Annotated in this window: 14 protein-coding genes; 10 read left to right on the top strand and 4 right to left on the bottom strand. The window is 62.0% G+C overall.

The genetic code is table 11. The features are described 5' to 3' along the window. Positions 1-39: 39 nt before the first annotated feature. Positions 40-3243 (top strand): TonB-dependent receptor, encoded by a 3204-nt coding sequence (locus tag SPHV1_RS09975; RefSeq protein WP_082430953.1) that lies wholly within the window; start codon positions 40-42, stop codon positions 3241-3243. A 17-nt stretch (positions 3244-3260) separates the two neighbouring features. After that, complete coding sequence (locus tag SPHV1_RS09970; protein ID WP_054945884.1) at positions 3261-4529, top strand: metallophosphoesterase family protein; 1269 nt, start codon at positions 3261-3263, stop codon at positions 4527-4529. Positions 4530-4586: 57 nt separating this feature from the next. Here SPHV1_RS09970 and SPHV1_RS09965 read toward each other — a convergent pair whose 3' ends face one another. Both SPHV1_RS09965 and SPHV1_RS09960 read right to left on the bottom strand, forming a co-directional pair. Beyond that, on the bottom strand, positions 4587-5654 hold the full coding sequence (locus SPHV1_RS09965) for a LacI family DNA-binding transcriptional regulator (protein ID WP_054945883.1): 1068 nt from the start codon (positions 5652-5654) through the stop codon (positions 4587-4589). Positions 5655-5698: 44 nt separating this feature from the next. Then, complete coding sequence (locus tag SPHV1_RS09960; protein WP_054945906.1) at positions 5699-7045, bottom strand: MFS transporter; 1347 nt, start codon at positions 7043-7045, stop codon at positions 5699-5701. A gap of 159 nt (positions 7046-7204) precedes the next feature. On the opposite strand from SPHV1_RS09960, the gene SPHV1_RS09955 reads away from it, so the two are divergent. From SPHV1_RS09955 to SPHV1_RS09935, 5 genes are all read left to right on the top strand, one after another. Next, positions 7205-9649, top strand: a complete 2445-nt coding sequence (locus tag SPHV1_RS09955; protein ID WP_054945882.1) for a TonB-dependent siderophore receptor — start codon at positions 7205-7207, stop codon at positions 9647-9649. Between the two features lie 99 nt (positions 9650-9748). Further along, positions 9749-10882 carry a glycoside hydrolase family 68 protein gene (locus SPHV1_RS09950; RefSeq protein ID WP_054945905.1) on the top strand — a complete coding sequence of 378 codons (1134 nt, stop codon included), beginning with the start codon at positions 9749-9751 and terminating at the stop codon, positions 10880-10882. Beyond that, positions 10879-11790, top strand: coding sequence for an ROK family protein (locus SPHV1_RS09945; protein ID WP_054945881.1), 912 nt, complete (start codon positions 10879-10881; stop codon positions 11788-11790). Before SPHV1_RS09950 ends, SPHV1_RS09945 begins: the two co-directional genes overlap by 4 nt. Positions 11791-12252: 462 nt before the next feature. Then, a complete protein-coding gene (locus SPHV1_RS09940; protein WP_054945880.1) occupies positions 12253-12618 on the top strand; it encodes a DUF6152 family protein in 366 nt (121 codons plus the stop codon). Positions 12619-12681: 63 nt separating this feature from the next. Continuing rightward, complete coding sequence (locus SPHV1_RS09935) at positions 12682-13581, top strand: hypothetical protein (protein WP_197277703.1); 900 nt, start codon at positions 12682-12684, stop codon at positions 13579-13581. Positions 13582-13599: 18 nt separating this feature from the next. Here the strand turns inward: SPHV1_RS09935 and SPHV1_RS09930 are convergent, their stop codons facing one another. Further along, positions 13600-14886 (bottom strand): winged helix-turn-helix domain-containing protein, encoded by a 1287-nt coding sequence (locus SPHV1_RS09930; RefSeq protein WP_054945878.1) that lies wholly within the window; start codon positions 14884-14886, stop codon positions 13600-13602. Between the two features lie 318 nt (positions 14887-15204). Here SPHV1_RS09930 and SPHV1_RS09925 point away from each other — a divergent pair, with 318 nt between their 5' ends. From SPHV1_RS09925 to SPHV1_RS09915, 3 genes are read left to right on the top strand one after another with little or no spacing between them, the layout of a single operon-like run. After that, a complete protein-coding gene (locus SPHV1_RS09925; protein WP_197277702.1) occupies positions 15205-17610 on the top strand; it encodes a TonB-dependent receptor in 2406 nt (801 codons plus the stop codon). A 26-nt stretch (positions 17611-17636) separates the two neighbouring features. After that, the gene (locus SPHV1_RS09920; protein WP_054945876.1) at positions 17637-18410 is read left to right on the top strand and encodes a hypothetical protein; all 774 of its coding nucleotides are present in this window, start codon (positions 17637-17639) and stop codon (positions 18408-18410) included. A 39-nt stretch (positions 18411-18449) separates the two neighbouring features. Further along, the gene (locus tag SPHV1_RS09915) at positions 18450-20000 is read left to right on the top strand and encodes an alpha/beta hydrolase domain-containing protein (protein WP_231634612.1); all 1551 of its coding nucleotides are present in this window, start codon (positions 18450-18452) and stop codon (positions 19998-20000) included. Between the two features lie 4 nt (positions 20001-20004). Here the strand turns inward: SPHV1_RS09915 and SPHV1_RS09910 are convergent, their stop codons facing one another. Then, positions 20005-21321, bottom strand: a complete 1317-nt coding sequence (locus tag SPHV1_RS09910; protein WP_054945875.1) for a helix-turn-helix domain-containing protein — start codon at positions 21319-21321, stop codon at positions 20005-20007. Positions 21322-21672 lie beyond the last annotated feature (351 nt).

The following is a 21672-nucleotide window of genomic DNA, read 5'->3' as shown; positions in this document are numbered from 1 at the left end:
GTCTTCCCCGTGTCTAGAATTTCACAGACAGGGGATTACATGTTTCGCGCAGTCAATTGCCGCGCCGGTGTATCGGCGCTGGCCCTTTCGCTTGCATCCTTGCCGTTCTTCGCACCGCTGACGCCGGTTCACGCCGCCAGCGCCCACACGTTCAATTTCGCCATTCCGGCGCAGGATCTGGCGAGTGCACTGCGCGACTACTCCCGGGTTACGGGCCTCCAGGTCGCCGCATCTTCCGAGGTCCTTCGCGGCCGTCGCAGCTCCAGCGTCTCCGGCACCCTGACAGCGGACGCCGCGCTGGCGCAGATCGTCGAAGGGGCCGGCATAAAGACCCGACGTCAGGGCCGCACGATCATCGTTACTCCGCGCAAGGCTGCCATGGCACCGGCGGTACAGGCGAACCGCGTCCCCGAATCCGCGAGTGCCGCGGTCTCGTCACGGGTCCAGTCGCAAGGACCTGACGAGATCATCGTCACAGGCTATTTCGAGGCCGTACAGGAATCGCTCGAGAAGAAGCGCAAGTCGGACGTCGTTTCCGATACGGTCAGCGCCGACGACATGGGCAAGTTGCCCGCCAACAACGTTTCCGAGGCCCTCGCGCGCATGCCCGGCGTCAATGCCGTACGCAACGCGACGACGGGTGAAGGCGACCGGATCACCGTGCGCGGCCTTTCCACCGAGCTGAACAACTACTCGATCAACGGCGTGCGCCTCGGCGGTGCAGGCTCGCGCGACAATGTGTTCTACCGGGGCGTGCGCCTGTCGGTCCTGCCCCCGGACGGCATCAAGGAAATCACGGTCTACAAGAGCCTTACGCCCGACCGTGACGGCGATGCGCTCGGTGGCTCCGTCGACATTTCGACTCCCACCGCATTCGACCAGAAGCCCACCTACTTTCGCCTCTCGGCCGAAGGCGGGATGCTCGACAAGTTCGACCACCGCAAGTCGGCGCAGGTATCGGCTGCCGCTTCGCGGCAGTTCAGCGACAGCTTCGGCGTTTTCGTTTCGGCAAGCTGGAGCCGCCGCAAGTCGCAGTTCGAACGGAACGGCGTCGACGGCGACAACCAGCCCGACACCTGGTACGCCGACAGCGAAACCCTGGGATGGGACCCCAATCGCTTCGTGCTGCGCGGCATGAACCTGGGCTTCGGTGAAACCGACGTCGAACGCTACGGCATCAATTCCAGCATCGACTTCCGCTCGGACAACCACGACCTCCATCTTCGCGGGCAGTACAACAAGTACCGCAAGAAGGAATTTCTCAACCGCCTGAACTTTCGCAATGACACCAGCCGCAACTCGGCCCGCCTCTCGCAGGTCGACAAGAACGACACCGGCCTGCTGCAACCCGACGACAATGTCGTCGGCTATGACGGGAAGCTCGGCCGGATCTACGGCTACAGCCTCGATCAGATCGTCGACCGCGATAAGGACGGCATCATCACCGACGCCGATCGCTCTGCGCGCTCCACCTACAGCCTCGTAGGCGGCTCAGGCACTTGGGATCCCCAGGGGTTCCGCCTGCGACGCTTCTGGGAAGGTTCGAACGAGACGGGCAGCCTCGCATCGGCCAACATCGGCGGTATCTCGCGACTGGGCGCCGTGACGGCTGACTACGACCTTTCTTACTCGCAGTCCGAGGACAATCTCGACGACGGCTACGAACTGGAATTCCGCAGCGACAAGTACGGTTGGCTCGGCAACAAGGGCGTGCTGTTCTCGGCTGCGGAGGATTCGCGCTTTCCCAAGTGGATCCTGAACAGCGCGGGTCTGGCCGGGGTGCAGGACCCTTCGCAATACGGCTTCAGCGGTCTGGAAGGCGATGTCGGCGGCTCCAACGAGAAACTCTGGCAGGGTCAGTTCAACCTCGAATGGAAGCCGGGCGGCACCTTGCTGGATACCGTGAAAGCTGGCGCCAAGTACTACAACTCGCGCCGCCGCACTTACAAGGGATCCTTCCTGGACCTCAATGCCGATGGCACGCTCGCCGATTTCTCGCGTCTCTACGGCAAGGAGATCACCAACCTGTTCGATGGGGCCTATTCCGGGGACTACCGCCTTGGCACCACGCTCGACAACAAGGCGATGATGGAGGAGCTGCAGCGCGCAAAGGCTGGCAAAAGCACTCTGTTCGACGGCTTCGCAGTCGATCCTTCGCAAGCCAAGATTTCGGATGAGGACAGCTTCCGCTTCAATGAACGCGTGATCTCCGCCTACCTGATGGGCACGGCCCGTTTCGGCCATGCCCAAGTCATTACCGGCCTGCGCATGGAGAACACGCGCAACACCATCAATGCGTGGAACATCGATCCGGTAGCCGGCGCACGTTACACCCGCGATCGCACGAGCTTCACCAACTGGCTGCCATCGGTTCACGTCAATTACGACTTGGACGATCGCACCAAGCTGCGCGGCGCGGTCTGGACCAGCTTTGCCCGGCCCGACATCGCCCGAATGAGCTCGGCACGTGAATATGCCTATGACCGCGATCCGGACGGCGATGGTGTCCAGAACCCGACCAGCGAATGGATCCTGACGGGCATCGAGATGGGCAATCCCAATCTCAAGCCGCTGCGCTCCACCAACGTCGACATGTCGCTGGAACACTACGCCGGCAAAACGGGGGCCTATTCGATCGCCCTGTTCTACAAGCAGATAGAGAACTTCCTGTTCCGCTCTTCCTCCAGCAATATCCGCCACGGCACTGCCGGGCTGAACGTCAATCCCGAAGGCGTCGCGATCACGATGCCCAACAACGGCAAGTGGGCAGAGGTCTATGGCGTCGAGATCAGCGGACAACAGCTCCTGCACTGGCTTCCGGGCGCATTCGGATCGCTTGGCATTGGCGGCAACCTGACGCTCCAGCGTTCGAAGGCCGCGACCGGCCTGTCCTGGCATCCGGACGGGTACACCCTGCCGCTGATGGAGACGCCCCAGACCATCGCCAACCTGCAGATCTTCTGGGAACGCGACGGCTGGGAAGTCTACGGCGCCTGGAACTATCAGTCGAAGTTCCTCGCGGGGATAAACGACTTCGGCAACGATCCCTACGAGCAGGCGTACAGCTTCGTCGACCTGACCTTCCGCAAGAGCTTTCTCGAGAAATCCTCGATCCAGCTCCAGGTGCAGAACCTCTTCGATTCGCATACGTACTGGCAGACCGTGTCGACGAGCGACGGGGCCAGCCGCGCCTACATCAAGAACGGCCGCTCGATCTCGCTCGGCTTCAACCTCATCTTCTGAACGAGCCCCGAAAGACCATGAAAAGCAAGACACGCGCTCTGCTCGCCACTGTCCTGCTCGGTACCTGCGCTGCCCCGGTGGCGGCGCAGGATACCGGGCGACCCGTACTCGCTGAGGCCACAGTCGCGCCTGAACGCATCATCCTCAACCTCACCGCCGATACCGCGCACGAGATGGCCGTTACCTGGCGCAGCGCTCCGGGACATGCGGGCAAGGTCCAGTACGCCAGGGCAACGGTCGGTCCCGACTTCACGAAGTCCGCCCTGACGATCGAAGCCGTCACCGACGATGCCACGATCGCGGTGGAAGAAGATCCTGCCTTCCGCGCAGCCTATCACTCCGCAGTACTCCGGGAACTAGAGCCGGACACCGTCTACGCCTACCGCGTCGGCGATGGCGCGCGATGGTCGGAATGGTTCCAGTTCCGCACCGCGTCCGAAGAAGCCCGCCCGTTCCGGTTCATCTATCTGGGGGACATGCAGAACGACGTACTCTCGCAGGCATCCCGGACCTTGCGCATGGCCTTCCGTACGGCCGGCGATGCGGCCTTCACCATCCACGCCGGCGACCTCATCAATCATCACAATGCAGACCGCGAATGGGGCGAATGGTTCGCTGCCGGGGGCTTCCTCTACGCGCAGTCCCCGCAGATGCCGACGCCCGGAAACCACGAATACGGCAAGGACGAGGCCGCCCGCGCCGGCTCATCGGTGACAAGCCAATGGCGCCGCCAGTTCACGCTTCCCGAAAACGGCCCGAACGGTGTGCCCGAGGCCAGGGAAACGCACTGGTACACCGACTATCAGGGACTGCGCCTGATCTCGGTCGATTCCCCGCAGCTTGTCCGCAATACCGAGGCCCGCGCATCGACCATTGCCTGGCTCGACCGCCTCCTGGCCAAGAATCCGAACCGCTGGACAGTCATCTTCCTGCACTTCCCGCTTTTCTCTAGCGATCCCGACCGGGATAACCCGGAAGTGCGTTCCGCACTCAAGCCCCTGATCGACAAATATAAGGTCGACCTTGTGCTGCAGGGCCACGATCACAGCTATGCGCGCGGGGCGATCGGTCAAGACGGCCCGGCACCCGACGACGCCGGAGCGACTTACGTCGTGTCCGTGGCCGGTCCCAAGATGTACGAAGTGGCCGATCTCCCCTGGGCCCGCAAGACGGCCGCGCGGACCCAGGCCTTCCAGGTCATTTCCGTCGACGGCGGGACACTGACCTATCGCGCCTATGCTGCGAACGGCGATCCTCTCGATGCAGTGACCCTGAGCAAGCCTTGACCATAACCGCCATGCCGGATGAACCGTCCGGCATGGCGAATGCCTGACCCGCCGACGCTAGGCCGACCGTCGCGTCGTCTCGCGTTCGATCAGGCTGGGAGCCATGACCAGCGAGGCGATGTCCCCTCCGGCGATGGCTGACTGCAGACGCTGGACGATCTCCTTTGCGCCGCCGGAGATGTCCTGACGGATCGTGGTCAACGGGGGCATGGTCTGCGTGGCCAGTGGCAGGTCGTCATAGCCTATGACCTGAACGTCCGAGGGGACCTGCTTGCCCTGTCCGTGAAGGATCTTGAGGGCGGTCATGGCAATGAGGTCCGACGCTGCAACGATGCCATCGAAGCGCTCGCCCTGCTGCGTCAGCAGACCTTCCAGTTCGCCGGTCATGAGTTCGAACGACATGTGGCAGGGCAGGTGAAGCAGCGAAGCCCCGACCTGCTCCGCAACGTCCCTGACACCTGCAAAACGCTCGGCGATTTCAACGCCGGTCGTCTCGCCCAGAAAGGCCAGGCGTTTCGACCCGCCCGCCAACAGGCGCCGCGCTGCGAGCGCTCCGCCTGCGCGGTTGTCCGTGCCCACCGCGCAGTGGCGCTGGCCTACGTGGTAACTCCCCCATGCGACGAGTGGGCGATAGGTCGCCGCGACCCGCTCGATCGTCTCGAACTGGTCGGACTGGCCGATCAGGATGACGCCATCGACCATGCCAGAACCACAGATGCGATCCAGCCAGTCGGGCTTCTCCTCCGGTATCGCGCGCTCGAGCACGATGCTGTAGCCACGCTCGGTGATCTCGTCGGCAAGATGTCCGAGCAGGGTCATGAAGAAGGGATCGGAGATGTGCTGGCTGCGTTCATGCCCCAGCGGGATCACCACCCCGATCATGCCCGTGCGTTTCGATCGCAGCTTGCTGGCGATCTGGTTGAGCTGGAAGCCGTGCTCGCTGGCAAGGGCCAGGATGCGCTCGCGCGTGCGCTTGCTGACAAGCTCCGAGCCTGCCAGCGCGCGCGAGACGGTGCCCGCGGTCACCCCCGCGATCCTGCCGAGATCCGCAAGGGTCTTTACCTTCGCGGTTTCGGCGCCGTCGTTCTCGACCTGCTTGTCCTCGGGCGTGTTACCTGGGTCCATTGCCGGGGGCATAGGCTGTCCAGGCCCCCGATGGGAACGAAAAATCATCCTGCACCCTGTGCCGGGGGGATGACCTTCGCGGCATCACCCGGACGCGGCAGGCGGATGCGCAATGTCGCGATCGCCCCCAGCAGCATCAGCCCGCCGGAAAGATAGAGCGTGTTGCGCGGGTCGCTGCCCAGGAGGGGGCCATAGAGCAGCGGCATCGTCAGGCTTTCGATCAGCATGGGAATTACGATGAACATGTTGAAGATGCCCATGTAGATGCCGGTGCGTTCAGGCGGGATAGAGCCTGCCAGCATGATGTAGGTGTTGCCCATCATGCCCGCCCAGCCAAAACCGATGCCGATCATCGCAGCGAAGAGGAATTGGGTGCTCTCGATGCCGGGAATGGCAAGCATCGCGGCCCCCGAGGCGGTCAGGCAAACCGCGTGAACCGCGCGCGCGCCGAAGCGACGAACCAGCGGGATGAGGACAATCGCGGCGAGGAAGGCGACGCAATTGTAGAAGGCTCCGGCCTGCTGCGCAGTCAATGTGGCATCGCGAAAACCCACCGAAGAGGCATCGTGGGTTCCGTAGATCCCACGGGCGACGGCAAAGACGATGAACTGCCAGTAGGTGAACATCGCGTACCACTGGCACAGCATCGCCAACGCGAGCTGGCGCATCGGGGCCGGCATCTCGCGGATGGCATCGCCGATCTCGCGCAAGGTGGCGCCCACCGTCAGGGGACTGGCGTCGAGCTTGGCGCGTTCCGCCGGGCCAAGCGGCAGTTCGCGCACTCTCAGGATCGACCACAGGATGGTCGAGATCGAGAGGACCGCGCCGATCACGAAGGCGATCCGCACGATGACGGGAATGCCATTGGGATCGAGGAGGTTGCGGTCGATCACCGCTGCCAGGAGCGACGGGGCAAGGTAGGACAGTGTCTGGGCAAGACCGGTAAAGGCGCTCTGTGTCATAAATCCCACCGAGTGCTGCTCGCTCGCAAGTCGGTCGGCCACGTAGGCGCGGTAAGGCTCCATGGTGATGTTGTTGCCCGCATCGAGGAGCCATAGTAGCGAAGCGGCCATCCACAGCGCCGAGGAAAAGGGCATCAGGAACAGGCATGCCGAACAGATCAGCGCCCCGACCAGAAAATAGGGCGTTCGTCGCCCCAGGCGCGAATGCGTACGGTCGCTCATAGCGCCGACGATCGGCTGGATGACAAGCCCGGTGACCGGGCCCGCAAGCCACAGCAGCGGCATCGTCGCCTCGTTTGCGCCAAGATAGCCGTAGATCGGCCCCATGTTCGCCTGCTGCAGCCCGAAGCTGAACTGCAGGCCGAAGAAGCCCAGATTCATCTCGACGATTCGAATCAGGGAAAGCCTTGGTTTTTGGGACTCGATCATGCCCGCCATCCTCTCTTCAGCCGCGCTTTTCGCGCTGGCCCTGGCGCCCTGATACCCCCTGCCCCGGAAAAATTCAATCGATTGCATAAATATCTTGCAATCGATTGAATCGAGCGTATGACAAGCTGACACAAACACAATGAAATGGGATGAGGATCGATGAAGTTTCGCACACTGCTTGCGGTGAGTGTAGCCGCAGTCGCGGTTTTACCCGCCACCCTCCATGCGCAGGACACCACCCCCGCCGAGGACCCTCAGGACGCCCTCGGGCTTGACGAGATCATCGTCACGGCTTCGGCACGACCCACCAATCGGCTGGAAAGCTCGATCTCGGTCAGCGCGCTCGACGAGAGCGCGATCGCCGACGCGGCGCCGCGCACCACTGCGGAAATCTTCCGCCAGATCCCCGGCATCCGCTCCGAATCCACCGGCGGTGACGGCAATGCCAACATCGCCGTGCGCGGCCTGCCCGTCGCCTCGGGCGGTGCCAAGTTCCTGCAGTTGCAGGAAGACGGCATGCCCGTCATGCAGTTCGGCGACATCGCCTTCGGCAATGCCGACATCTTCCTGCGCGCCGACCAGACGATCGCCTCCATCCAGGCGGTGCGCGGCGGCTCGGCCTCGACACTCGCCTCCAACTCACCGGGCGGCGTGATCAACTTCATCTCGAAGGACGGCAAGGAAGATGGCGGCGTGGTCATGGCCACGATCGGCCTCGACTACGAGGACTACCGGCTCGACTTCGACTACGGTGGCCACCTGGGCGAGAAGACGCGCTTCAACATCGGCGGCTTCTGGCGCCAGGGCGAAGGTCCGCGCGATGCGGGCTACACCGGCAACAAGGGCTACCAGATCAAGGCCAACCTGACGCAGGAGTTCGACAGCGGCTACGTGCGCGTCTACCTCAAGCGCCTCGACGATCGCGCGATCGGCTACCTGCCGATGCCGACCCTGGTGACCGGCACCAATGCCGACCCGCACTTCGGCTCGCTTCCCGGCTTCGACATCAAGTCGCAGACGCCGCACTCGAAGTACTTCACCAGCGACATCGGCCTCGACGGCAACAACGCGCTCCACACCACGGACATCAAGGACGGCATGCACCCGGTGGTGACCTCGGTCGGCCTCGAGGCAGTGTTCGACGTGGCCGACGGCCTCAAGCTCGAAGAACGTTTCCGGTACTCGGATGTGCACGGCCGCTTCGTCTCTCCCTTCCCCGCCGAAGTCGGTGCGGGTCAGGGGATCGCGAACTCGGTCGGCGAACTCCTGACGGGCGCTGCCGGCACTTACGGCATGGTCTATGCCAACGGCCCCAGCGCCGGACAGGCGGTGGCGGGCAATGCGCTGCTCATGCGCACCCACCTCTTCAACGTCGACATCAACGACTTCTCGAGCTTCACCAACGACCTCAAGCTGACCAAGGACTTCGGTCCGGCCTCGATCACCGCCGGCTACTACAAGGCCCGCCAGAACATCGACATGGACTGGGTCTGGAATTCCTACCTGATGGCAGTCGATGGGCACAATGCCGCGCTCATCGACGTCACCGACGGCTCGGGCAGCGTCCTGACCCGCGGCGGACTTTATGCCTACGGCGTGCCCTTCTGGGGCAATTGCTGCCAGCGCAGCTACGACGTGCGTTACGACATCGACGCACCCTACCTGGCCGGCACTCTGGAGACCGGCGGCCTCACCATCGACGCAAGCCTGCGCTACGACCACGTCAAGGCGCGCGGCAACTATGCCGGAACGCTCCAGGCCACGAACTACGACGTCAACGGCGACGGAACGATCCAGCCGGTCGAGCGCAGCGTCTCGCTGATCGACAACGGCAACACGAGCCCTGTCCGCTATTCGGTCGGCTACTGGTCCTGGTCGATCGGTGCGAACTACATGTTCACCCCGGATCTTGCGGCCTTCGCCCGCGTCAGCCGCGGCGGACGCGCCAATGCCGACCGCCTGCTGTTCGGCGTGGTCCAGCCCGACGGATCGGTGCGCAAGCAGGACGCCGTCGACTTCGTCGATCAGTACGAACTGGGTGTGAAGTATCGCTCGGGACCGTTCGGCCTCTTCGTCACCGGCTTCCACGCCAAGACGCAGGAGCAGAACTTCGAGGCGACCACGCAGCGCTTCCTCGACCGCACCTACAAGGCCACAGGCGTCGAGATCGAGGCAGCCTACCGCTCGGGCATCCTGGACCTGCGGGCAGGCGCCACCTACACCGACGCCAAGATCGCCAAGGATGCCATCACGCCCGCAAACGAAGGCAACACCCCGCGCCGCCAGGCCAAGCTGATCTACCAGATCACGCCCGCCGTGGACTTCGACGTGGTTCGTGCCGGTCTGAACATCGTGGGCACTACCAAGGCCTATGCCCAGGACAGCAACGAACTGGTCTTCCCTGCCTACGCGCAGGTCAATGCCTTCGTTAATTTCCGCCCGATCGACAAGGTCGAGGTCTCTCTCAACGCGAACAACCTTTTCAACGTGACGGGCATCACCGAAGCGGAGGAAGGGTCCATCACTCCGGGCGTGGACAACTACGTCAGGGCAAGGTCGATCAACGGGCGCACTATCTCCGCCTCGCTGCGCTACGAGTTCTGACCTTGAAACCAGCGGAGATGGCCGGACACTCCTCCTATGTCCGGCCATCTCCGCGCCCCTATCCCTTCTGCCACGATGCCGCGTAAGGAAACCGAACGCATGAACACCAGTCCGACCAAGACGGATGACGCGAAGCTGTCCTGGACGGCCGGTAACCTTACAACTCTTGACCTTGCCGCCTGCACCTGCGCACCCGTTCTCGGCCCCGCCGACGTGCGCCGCGTTGCAGATGACATCGACGTCTGGGATGCCTGGCCGCTTGCCGACGCGAGTGGCGCGCCGGTGCCATGGCACGACGGCGAGCTGTGGTTCGCCCTCACCGCGCCCATGGCCGACGACCCCGAAAGCCGCCACGCCCTGGCCCGCATCCATCACTTCTTCCGCGAGGGTGACAGCTTCCGGCACCTCGGCCAGACCCTTCCCGAAGGCTTCTCCCCCGGCAGCCGCGAATGGTCGGGTGCGGCGCGGCTCGAAGGCGCACAAGTAGCCCTCTACTTCACAGCCGCCGGCGAGCGCGGCGAGAGCCACCTCACCTTTCGCCAGCGCCTGTTCATGACCCGCTGCACCCTGACCGAGAACCAGAACGCCCCTTTCGGTCCGTGGTCTGCTCCGCGCGAAATCGTCGAACCGGCAGGCCCCTACATGGCCGCCCAGGAAAGCGAGGGCCGGATCGGCGAAATCAAGGCCTTCCGCGATCCGTTCCCCTGGCGCGCGCCGGACGGCACCGAGTACGTCCTTTTTACCGGCTCGGCCGCAGCCGCGCCCCGTGCCTTCAACGGACTTGTCGGACTGGCGCGCATGGACGAGGCCAGCGGCAGCTACCTTCCGCTGGCTCCACTGGTCGATGCGACCGACACCAACAACGAACTTGAACGTCCGCACATCGTCGAACATGCGGGCCGTCTCTATCTGTTCTGGTCAACGCAGGCCAAGGTCTTCGCCCCCGGCATTACCGCACCGACCGGCCTTTACGGCGCGACCGCAGAACGCATCGAAGGCCCCTGGCACCTTCTCAACGGCCACGGCCTCGTCTTCGCCAATCCTCCCAGCGAACCCTTTCAGGCCTACAGCTGGTGGGTGCTGCCCGATCTTTCCGTCACCAGCTTCGTGGACTACTGGGGCGTGGACGATGCCTCGGCTACGGAAAAGCCGGAAGGGCGCACCCGTTTCGGCGGCACTTTCGCTCCCTTCCTGAGGCTTTCGCTCTCCGGCGAGCGCGCTTCGCTGACATGACGCAGGCTTCCCCTCCACGCCTTGCCGGCATCGAACTGGGCGGCACAAAGACTATCGTCACGCTGGGCGATGGCACCCGCATCCTCGAGAGCCATGCCCTGCCCACCGCCACCCCGGATGAAACCCTGGAGGCAGCCCTTGCCCATCTCGCGGCATGGCAGGCGGCGTCCCCGCTCGCTGCCATCGGGATCGCCAGTTTCGGCCCCATCCGGGTAACGCCCAATGCGGCAGATTACGGCACCATCCTCAGGACCCCTAAGCCCGGTTGGAGCAACACCGGCGTGCTCGAATGGGTGCACGCCCGCTTCGCCTGCCCCATCGGCGTCGATACCGACGTCAATGCCGCAGCGCTTGCCGAGCATGCCTTCGGAGCGGGACAAGGCTGTTCCAGCCTCGTCTACATCACGATCGGGACCGGTCTCGGGGCAGGAATTGTGGTCGATGGCCGACCGGTGCACGGCTTGCTCCATCCCGAGCTCGGCCACATCCGCACCCGCCGCGCACCAGGCGCAACCTTTGCCGGCACCTGCCCCTTTCATGGCGACTGCATCGAAGGTCTCATCAGCGGCCCCGCGCTCGAGGCCCGCCTGCCGGCGCATCCGGGCAAGCTCGATCCCGCCTCGCCCGCTTGGGACGAAGTCGTGCATGACCTGGCCGAACTCCTGTCTACGCTGGTCCTATCCCTGTCCCCGCAGCGCATCATCATCGGCGGCGGCGTCGCCACGCGCCAGCCGCACCTCGTCGAGCGGGCCCGAACCCGCTTACCCGCGATCCTCGCCGGCTACCTGCCAGACCTGGACCATGCCGCCATCGAGCGCATGATCTGCCTCCCGGCGCTCGGCGCCAATGCCGGTCCGGTTGGCTCACTGCTGCTGGCGCATAAGGCCCTGATCTCCGACAAGATTTGACCAGGCCTTAAGACGGCCTGGAAACATGCCCTCGCCAGCGGCGCATTTTCGCCGGTGTGCACGCCGATGCGACGGGCCAGCCTTCGACAGGGCAGGAGAGCACACGCGCGCCGCTTCTCCCGACACGCAAGCGTGAGGCAATCGTCGCCGGAGGGCCAGGACCAAGCCGATCCTCTCGGACCCCGCGGCACGTTGGCCGCAAGATTGCGTACCATCGCACCGGCCGGGCGCGTGACACTCACCGCATCGGCGGCAACGCGGCGCTCCAGAACCTCGGGACGGTCCTGAATAACGCGCAGTCGATACCCCGAGCGCCTGTAACAGTTCTGAACCCGTAAAAACGTGCCTGACAAAGGGGACAGAGCTAGCCCGAAGCAACCCTGCGGACATCGCAAGCCACGTTCAACCATGAAGGTTCGCCCTGCGCTCCAGCCAGGTAATAGAGGTAATTCGGAGACTCACATGAAGATTTCGAGAAGCAGCCTGCTTGGTCTCGGCGCAGCTTTGTCGCTCATCGGCGTGCCCGCAACCGCACACCATTCGTTCGCGATGTTCGACCAGACCAAGCTGATCGAGATGAACGGAACGGTGGCGAAGTTCCAGTGGGCCAATCCCCATACATTCGTCATCGTCAAGGACGCCAAGGGTACGGTTTTCACACTGGAATGCAGCAGCCCGAACCTCATGACCCACCAGGGCTGGAAGGCCAACACGCTCGCGGCCGGCGACAAGGTACACCTGACGTTCTACCCACTTCGGAATGGCAGGACGGGAGGCATGCTCAAGGAAATCACTCTTCCTACCGGAGCAACCCTGAGGGGCTGGTAATTGCCAAGGCGGCCGCCCCTGAAGAACAGGGCGGCGATGGATGGAATGGTTTAACCTGGGCGATTGCGCATCGAAGGCAGAAGCGAATGCGCCATTCCCCTTCTCACCGGACCGCAAGATGTCGAGCGTTGCCTTGCCGTACCGATCGTCAAACCGGTCGATGGCTGCAAGGCGTGGCAAAATGCGTGGAGTCAATCTATGTACAGGAAATCAGGGTTCAAAGTTCTGGCAGCAGTGCTGTTGGCACCTCTCGTGCCGTTGCACGCACAGGCAGCTCCGCACCGGGGCGTGGCGACAACCGACCTGAACGGGATCTGGGAGAGGTATCCCGACCCCTTCGCCGACGACGCGAGCGTCTTCCAGGACCTGCAGCCGCCCGAAGGCGGGCCCGACCTGAAGGAGCCTTATGCAAGCGAGTGGAGGGCCCAGCGCGAAAAGCGGGCGGCAATGCTGGCTGCCGGCACGCCCCTGGTCGATAGCAGCACGCTATGCCTTCCGGAGGGGATGCCTACGATCATGGGCGCGATTTTTGCCATCCAGATACTCCAGCTCCCCGAACAGGTGACGGTCCTGGGAGAATTCCTGAGTCAGACGCGCCGCATCTACATCGATGATGAAATGCCGCCTGCGGATGAACTGCCGCCAAGCTACTACGGCTATTCCGTCGGCCATTGGCAAGATGGTGCCTTGTTGGTGGAAACGCGCGGTGTGTCCCCGGATGTGCGCTTTTTCGAGATCCCTCACAGCGCCGACATGGTTATCAGGGAAAAGATATATCGGGTCTCGAACAACCAGATCGCGGACGAAATCGTGATCGAAGATCCGCAATACCTGAACACGCCCTACCGCTTCACGTTCGGCTACAAGCGCAATGACGAGCACCGGATCATGGAGTACTATTGCGATCAGACGAATGATGTCATCGGCAGTGACGGCACTGTGTCGATGCGGGTCGATCAATAGGCAGTCGCCCCGCAAACGTCACCGGTCCGGTCCCCGTCTAGTCGCCTTTGCGTTCGCTGGCGTAAAGATGAGGGGCCGCCTGACCAGCGCTGTTGCGCCAATCCGCGCACTCCCCACCGATGTCACGCGATAGAGGGCTTCAAACGCGTCAGCATTGTCAGTTTCTTGCGCAAGTTGGGTAAGCGCCCGGGCATCGCCGGCCAGGTCAGCCATCGCCACGACCGCATTGTCGCTTGTGCCTCCCACAACAAGCGTGCGCCCCCCGGCCCGTGCGGGCAAGACCGCAAGATAACCCAGGTCCTTCCGCTCGGAACCGTCCGTAAATGCCAAGTCCGCGGCATAGTGCTTGCCGCTCGCCCGGTCGATGAAACGCCCGGATGCCGTGTCGATCCGAAAGCCCGATGAATTGGCAAGCCTGTAACTTAACATGCCCATCGCCTGCAGCCGGCCAATATAGAGCAGCGTCCCGCTTTCCAGCGCCTCTTCGCTCAATCTCGATGCGGGCAAGACGGTGGGAGGCTTCTCATTCGTCAGGCCCATGATTGTACGATTCACCTTCCACAGCGCCGATGCAGTGCCTGTTGGCATGTAGTGCAAGTCAAAATCGTAATAGCGATAGTAATCTTCCGGATGATCGATCGTATAGCTGCTCAGGTCCTTACGCGACCTGATCGTGTCGTCGATGATCAGTTTGCTGGCATCTTTTTCGTCTTCGGATTCGATGAAGGCGTAATTGTCTCCCAGCACTACCGTGGTCTCCGCTCCAGCTTTTGCAACGGGCCTCCAGAATGTCGTCCTGGCAAGAGGAGCAGCGGGTTGCATGGTCTTCGCGACAAGCAGAACCGCGCACAGGATCAGTTCCGCCGCGGCCAGGCTTCCCAGGACGATCGCCCACCTTCCTCCTCGGAACCGCCATTTGCGCTGCCAGGGCAAGCGAATGGAATCGACGGGCCGCTCTTCCTGCTTGCTGAGGAGGATGCGATAGGCGCCCTTGCCCAGCTCAAGCCTGTAACCTGAAGTTCCCGCGTAATGTTTGTCCATCTTCTGGCGCAAGCGATGGATGTGGACGCGCACGACGGAATCGAACGAGGGGTCGAAATCCGGCCCTTTGCCGAACACAGCGACCGCGATCTCGATTTCCTTCGGCGAACGCTGTTCATCCGAGGCCGCTACCAGATAATCGAACACGCGCAGATAGATGGTTGAACGATTCCGCGCCAACACCTCACGGAACTCTTGGACCTCGGCCTCGAACAACGCGCTTTCGGCAAGGCTGGATGGATCCGAAAGGTGCTGCGACGCCACGCCTGGCCAAACTCCGTAAAGTGCGATCGGCCTATGTTAATGCTGGCTCGCGAATGGAACGGCCATCACGCGCAACATTCTTCCAGGGACTTCCTTGCTTCCGATCACGTGTGCAATTGGGGTCAACCCAACTGTCATAATGGCGCTTTGTAACGGTTGCAAATTGTTTACATAACAAGTTTGAAGCCGGTTATCGCTACACATAGTTGCATATATTTGACAGTTTTCCCGCCATCCAGACGCCGCAGATTGCAAGGGGAAAGCCCCCTTCCAATGCAGTGTTCGAGAAAACAAGAGTCGGGAAAGTTCGGGGAAATCATGTCAAATCTGAAGATGCACAAACGCGCCGCGAGCCGGCAGATCGCAAAACAGGCAATCGTGGCGGCCCTGCTGAGCACGTCCACGATTGCCCATGCCCAGAATGCCACCTCAGGCGATGCCGAGGCGACAGGGGAGGCCGAGGTAGGCGGTGAAATCCTCGTCACTGCGACGCGGCAGACCCAGGCGTTAAGCCGCGTTCCCATCAGCATCGTTGCCAAGGATCAGGAAGCTCTCGACAAGCAGGGCATTCGCTCGATGTCGGACATCGCCCGGCTTACGCCGGGATTAACGTTCGGCCAGACCGCGCTCTATTTCGGAACAGGCCAGTCGGTCATTTCGATCCGCGGCGTCCAGTCGGACTCCGGCATCCCGACCACCGGCATCTACATAGACGATACGCCTATCCAGACCCGCACCGGGATCAGTCCCTCGCTGACCAACCCTTATCCCGAAGTGTTCGATCTCGATCGGGTAGAGGTGCTGCGCGGGCCGCAGGGGACGCTTTTTGGAAGCGGTTCGGTCGGCGGTGCCGTCCGGTTCATTACTCCCAAACCCTCGCTCGACAGCCTGAGCCTTTATGGTCGCAGCGAGATCGCGGGCACCCAGCACGGTGCAATGAGCTATGAAGGCGGTGTCGGACTGGGAGCGCCGATCGTGGAAGGCAAACTCGGCTTTCGCGCCAGCGCCTGGTATCGGCACGACGGTGGCTATGTCGACCGGCTCGACCGATATTCGAAGCAACTGATCGACAAGGATATCGATAGCAAGGACAGCTTCTCCACCCGTGTGGCGCTCGGCTGGCAGGCGACCGAAAATCTCACCCTCACCCCGTCGGTGTTCTATCAGAATGTGAAATTCGACGACAGTTCGCGCTTCGAACTGGCGCAGTCCGACATCGCTCACGCCAATTACCGGACCAGCCTTTCGCGCATTCCGGAAAACCGCAAGGATCGCTTCGTCCTTCCCGCCCTGAAAGCGGAGCTGGAACTGGATGGGATGAGCCTGGTCTCCAACACCTCTTATTTCAAGCGCAAGACCAGCACCCGGAGTGATGACGTAACACTGAGCCTGGGAATCTTCGGCAGCTATCCCGGAGGCGATTTCCCGGCCGGCTTCGAAAATTACCAGTCTGGCACGAACTCCTCGGCGAAGCAGCGCATCTTCAGCCAGGAAGTGCGGCTGCAGAACGACAATCCAGGCGATCGCTTCAACTGGGTCGCCGGCCTGTTCTACATGAACGGCACGACGCGCGAGACCTTCGGCAGTGTCGATCCCGATCTGCTTGACGTCGTCAATTTCGGGCAGACCGAAGTCTTCGGAGACGATCCGTTCCCGACCATGACCGACGCCTTTGGCACCGAACTCTATCGTGACATCTACAGTGTCTATCAGAAGGTAGGCCACAAGGACCGGCAGATCGCGGCCTTCGCACAGGCTGACTTCGAAATCGTGCCACGGTTGCGGCTGACGGCAGGCCTGCGCTACACCGATGCCAAGTACGACTTCAGCAGCTTCATTGCCGGCCCGCTCTATTCGACCGACGGGATCAACGACAGGATCAGCGCCCACAGCAAGTCGCTGACACCCAAGTTCGGGGTTACTTTCCAGGCAGACCGGAACAACATGATCTATGCCAATGCGGCCAAGGGCGTGCGCGGAAGCGGTGTCGCATCTGCGGTGGGTGCAGCCTGCGCCGCCGATGCCGCCGCGATCGGCTTCGATCCGAACACGCCCAACATCGTCGATCCGGACAGCATCTGGAGCTATGAGATCGGCAGCAAGAACCGGCTCGCCGGTGGGCGTTTGCAGCTCGATATTTCCGCCTATCGGGTCGACTGGAAAAACGTGCAGACGCTGTTCACACTGCCGGCCTGCCAGCTCTACACCACGCTCAATCTGGGGAATGCCAAGATTGACGGCGTAGACTTCGCCCTGTCGGCCAAGCCCACCGACAACCTTACCCTGGGTGTTTCGGCGTCCTATATCAATGCGCGTTACACCACCTCGGTGATCGGTCCGGAAGATAGTGTCATCCGCAAGGCCGGCGAGCCCTTCCCGGTCGCCCCATGGTCGCTGCAGCTCAATGGTGAATACGTGCTGCCGATCGACAGGGTGGACGGCTATGTCCGCGCCGACTTCACCTACACGAGCCACGACGACACGCCGCTGGATGTCAATTCGCCGCTGGTCGATCCGGATCTTCCGCGTGCGCCTGCAACAACCATGCTCAACATGCGGGTCGGAGCAAGGTTCGACGACGTCGATGTGAGCCTGTTCATGAACAATGTCACGAACAGCCACCCCGTGCAGAGCCTGACGCACGATACAGTCGGCAATCTCTGGTATCGCGGCAGCTCCTTCCGTCCTCGGACCGTGGGCCTCACTGTGACAATGCATCGTTGAGGCAGAGGGAAATGGCCCAAAGAGCAATGACGCGCTCGAGGAAATCGGCGACTCTGGCACTTGCAGCGGCACTGTTCGGTGCCGTTTCCCCTGCCGTCATGGCAGCGGATGCCAATTTCGAAGGCGTTTGGAACCGATATCCGGCCTATGCGGATACATTTTCGGGTGAACCTGACCCGCCCGAACTGCAACTGGTCGAACCGCCGCTGAAGGAGCCATATCTCACCCGATGGCGCGCATTGCAGGAACGGCGCGCCGCTGCCGACGAAGCTGGCACGCCATTGGTCACCGACAGCGCCCGTTGTCTGCCGGAAGGCGCGCCGGGCATCATGGGGGCACATTACGCGCTGCAGATCTTGCAGAACCCGAATCTGGATCAGATCACCGTGCTGGGTGAGTTCATGATGCAGACCCGGCGCATCTATCTGAATGAAGACATGCCCCCTCTGGACGAGATCAATCCGGGGTACTTCGGCTATTCCACAGGGACATGGGATGGCGATGTCCTTGAAGTGACCACGCGCGGCATAGTCGACGAACTTCGCTATGCGGACATCCCCCATTCTGCGCAGATGACAGTCAAGGAACGTTTGTACCTGGACGAAAAAGGCATCCTGCACGACGACGTGACGGTCATCGACCCGGAGTACATGACCAAGCCGTACGAGTTCAGCTTCATGTACAGCAAAGAACCGAAATCCTACAAAATTGCCGAATATGTCTGCAAGAATGATCACATGATCATCAATGATGACGGCACGCTCGATGTGGCAGTCATCAAGAACGATCCCGGCGAATGATACTGCCGCAAACCTGCCGAACACTGGGAGCACTCTGAAATGAAACGCAAGGCGCCTGGCTCGGACTGGTTGAAGCGCGGTGCCTCTGCCCCGCACGGTTGCCGGAAGATCCTGTCGGCGATTTTGGCCTGCGCCGCGAGTGCCGGGGCGCTTCCCGCAACCGCGCTGGGTCAGGATTTGACCATGCCAACCCTGACACCGGTGCCGCCGAGCGATCAGCCGCCCCTGTCATCGGCCACGCGCAAGACCAATCCCGGCACCGAGTATGTCGATCTGGCGGCGGCAGGCTATGTCGAGGAGGAGTTTTATCTTTCGGGCCAGGCCCCCGCAATTACGGCCGATGGCAAGGCTCTGTTCGACGTCCCCTACATCACCCGTATCCTGGTGAGGAAGCCCGCAGATCCGGCCAAATTCAACGGCACCGTCGTGATTGCGCCGTTCACCTGGATCGGTGAACGCGCAGCTGGCTGGATCTTAACGAGAGACTACCTCGTTCGACATGGCTACGCCTTCGTCGGATACACCTTGAACATCAACAAGCCGGCACAAGACCCCAAGACCCACACGGATCCGAACTGGCAACCGGACCCGGAGCCGGCGAACCTCAATTTCGATTTCATGCGGCGCTTCGATTATGCGCGATACGCGCCGCTTGGCACATACTATGATCCTCAGCGCTTCCGGCGCGGCTCAATTCCCGATCCCTTTGTTCCGCAATCGCAGGCCATTGGCGGCGAACTCGCCATGCTGCTCAAGTCGAACCTTCCGAATGGACCAATGGCCGGGCTCAATGTCGAACGTGTCTATGTGAACAGTTGGGCTGTCACCGCGCAAGTATGGATGGACTATCTCGACCAGGGGCGTCACCAACAGTGGCGCATGCCCGATGGCAGACCCCTTATCGACGCGTACATGACCGGCAGGATGACCTTCGGCGAAGTGGGCGGAGATGTCATTCGCGTCCCACGCCGCATGCCGGAAGATGCTCCCTTCGTTACCGTCTACAGCCAGTCCGAAGCCATGTACGATGCGGTGGCAGGGGTGGAATTGCCAGCCGACAGCGATCGCCCGAAGCTGCGCTTCTACGAAATCACCGGAATGCCCCATCTGCGCATGGCCGATCTTGGCACGGAAGAAGTGGAAGATTTGCCCGCGGATGTGGGCAAGTCTGACGATCCCAAATGCAATACGCTTTACGATGAGCCGGCCGAACTGGTGGTCTCCGCCATGCTGGACCGGATGGACCAGTGGGTTCGCCACGAAGTGCCCATGCCGAAAGCAGAACGCCTGCAGCGCAAAGGCAATTCCATCGCTCGCGACCCGAAGTACGGCAATATGATCGGGGGTGTGCGCCCCCCCTGGGTCATGGCCCCGGCGGCAGTATACTGGACTGAGCAGGAAGCCCAGTGCGGCATGGTCTACGAAACCAAACAGCCATATTCGCGCACGGAATTGCGGCGCCTCTACGGCTCATATTCCAATTATCTGCGCAAATTCGAGGCGGCCAAGAAGCGCGCTGTCCAGGAAGGCTTTCTGCTGGCGGAAGACGCAGACGACCTTCGTCCCGTCGCACGGCCCGAGGATTTCTGAACGGCTAGTAGCTCAGATCGGCCTCGGGCACGTCATTGGGAAAGCGCTGGCTGGCCGTAGCCCTGTACCAGACATCACCGGCGGTGACGGGGCGCAGGATCAGGCGCCGTTCGTTCACATTGACGTTGCCCATCGTCTGCACTTCGTACAGCGCCTCGAAATCCCCGTCTGCACTGGGGAGATCCCGGCCCAACATGGCCATCTTCGATGGATCGCTGATCAATTGCGCCATTTGCAGGATCGCCGGATCCCGGGTGCCCATGATCACAATGATCGCATTGCCGGAAGGGCCGTGCAGACGGGCTATGTAGCCATAATCGCGCGTGGCGACGCGGTCCTCGGAAATGACGGAGCCATCGGAGCGGAAGTGCCTGCCGCTTTCGCGATCGATCAACTCGTCATAGTTCGCCCCGACTTTCATCCCCGATGCATTGAAGAGCGGGTTACGCAAAAGCGGCGGCAGGCAGGCGATCGATCCGACATAGACAATGTTGGCCGCCTTGAGCATTTGCGACGTCAATTGCGAACCATATGTCAGGGCAGTGGGCCTGCTCCCGCCGGCCATGGAATCCAGGCGAGCAGCCTGCAACTTTGCGAGTGCCAGGGTCGTGCCCGCGGACAGGAAATGTGCATCGACATCGCGTAGCTTGCCCCTGTGCTCTGGATTGCGCATCAACACGACGTCGAGAGCTTCGCCATTCCTGATGAGCGGGTCCCGAACCAGCTGCGATGTGCCGCGAAGGGCGTTGTTCTGGGCAAAAAGAAAATCGTCCCCGGCGACAATCAGGTTCGGATTTCCGTTCGTGTGCAGCGAGTTCCAGACTGGCGATCCCACTATCTCGGGATCATCCGAAAGAAGCCGGGAGGATGTCAGCAACCAAACGGTCAACCCGGAGAGGCACACAAACGCAGCCAGAGCCGCCAGCACCTGAAGCCCCGTACGGGCGTGCCCTGAAGCCTCACTGGCATCTTCACGGCCTTCGCCCGGCTCGTGTGACCCATCGCAGACCTTGACCGAATATTCGCCTTGGGGAATGCTGATCCTGACGGGGCGCCCGTCGGCGTAAAACTCCTCGAGTTTTTTGCGCAGGCGGTGGACGTAGACGCGTACGCTGGCATTGCCCGCCAAAATAAACTCCGGCTTGTCGCCGAACAGGTCTGTGGCGATTTCCGTCTCTTTGGGAAACTGGCCCGCGCGCGTCCGCTCCAGCAGATAATCGAAGAGGCGCACAAGCTTGTCCGATCGGCCGGACGCAAGCGTTTCCCGGAATTGAGCGATTTCCGTTTCGATGTCTGGTGAGATCGCGATGGACACGGTCAATCGCAAATTGCGGAAGTTTTACTGACGACGCCCATAGATTGAACCTACCACCCCATCCGGATTGCCCAAGCCGTTCCTTGGCACAATAGTTGCCCGCCACGGTCAGTCAAATGCGCAGGCGGGCCCACGGTCGGGGCCGTATCGGGGTGAGTGAGACGCAGCATCGTTCCGTGAATGCCCGGCGATTCAAAAGCTAGCGATCAGAATTGAACTCGCTCACTGTCGAAGCAAAGACCGAGGACAATTCCCATTGGACCGCGATCTTCCTTGAGTGCCTGGTGCAGGCTCTGGCCTACGAAATAGAGGCAAGGCCGAACGATCTCAGCGAGAGTACCGCTTCAAGGCGCCATT

This window comes from Novosphingobium sp. KN65.2, from assembly GCF_001368935.1.
Classification (GTDB): domain Bacteria; phylum Pseudomonadota; class Alphaproteobacteria; order Sphingomonadales; family Sphingomonadaceae; genus Novosphingobium; species Novosphingobium mathurense.
This window is presented reverse-complemented; position numbering and strand designations above follow the sequence as displayed.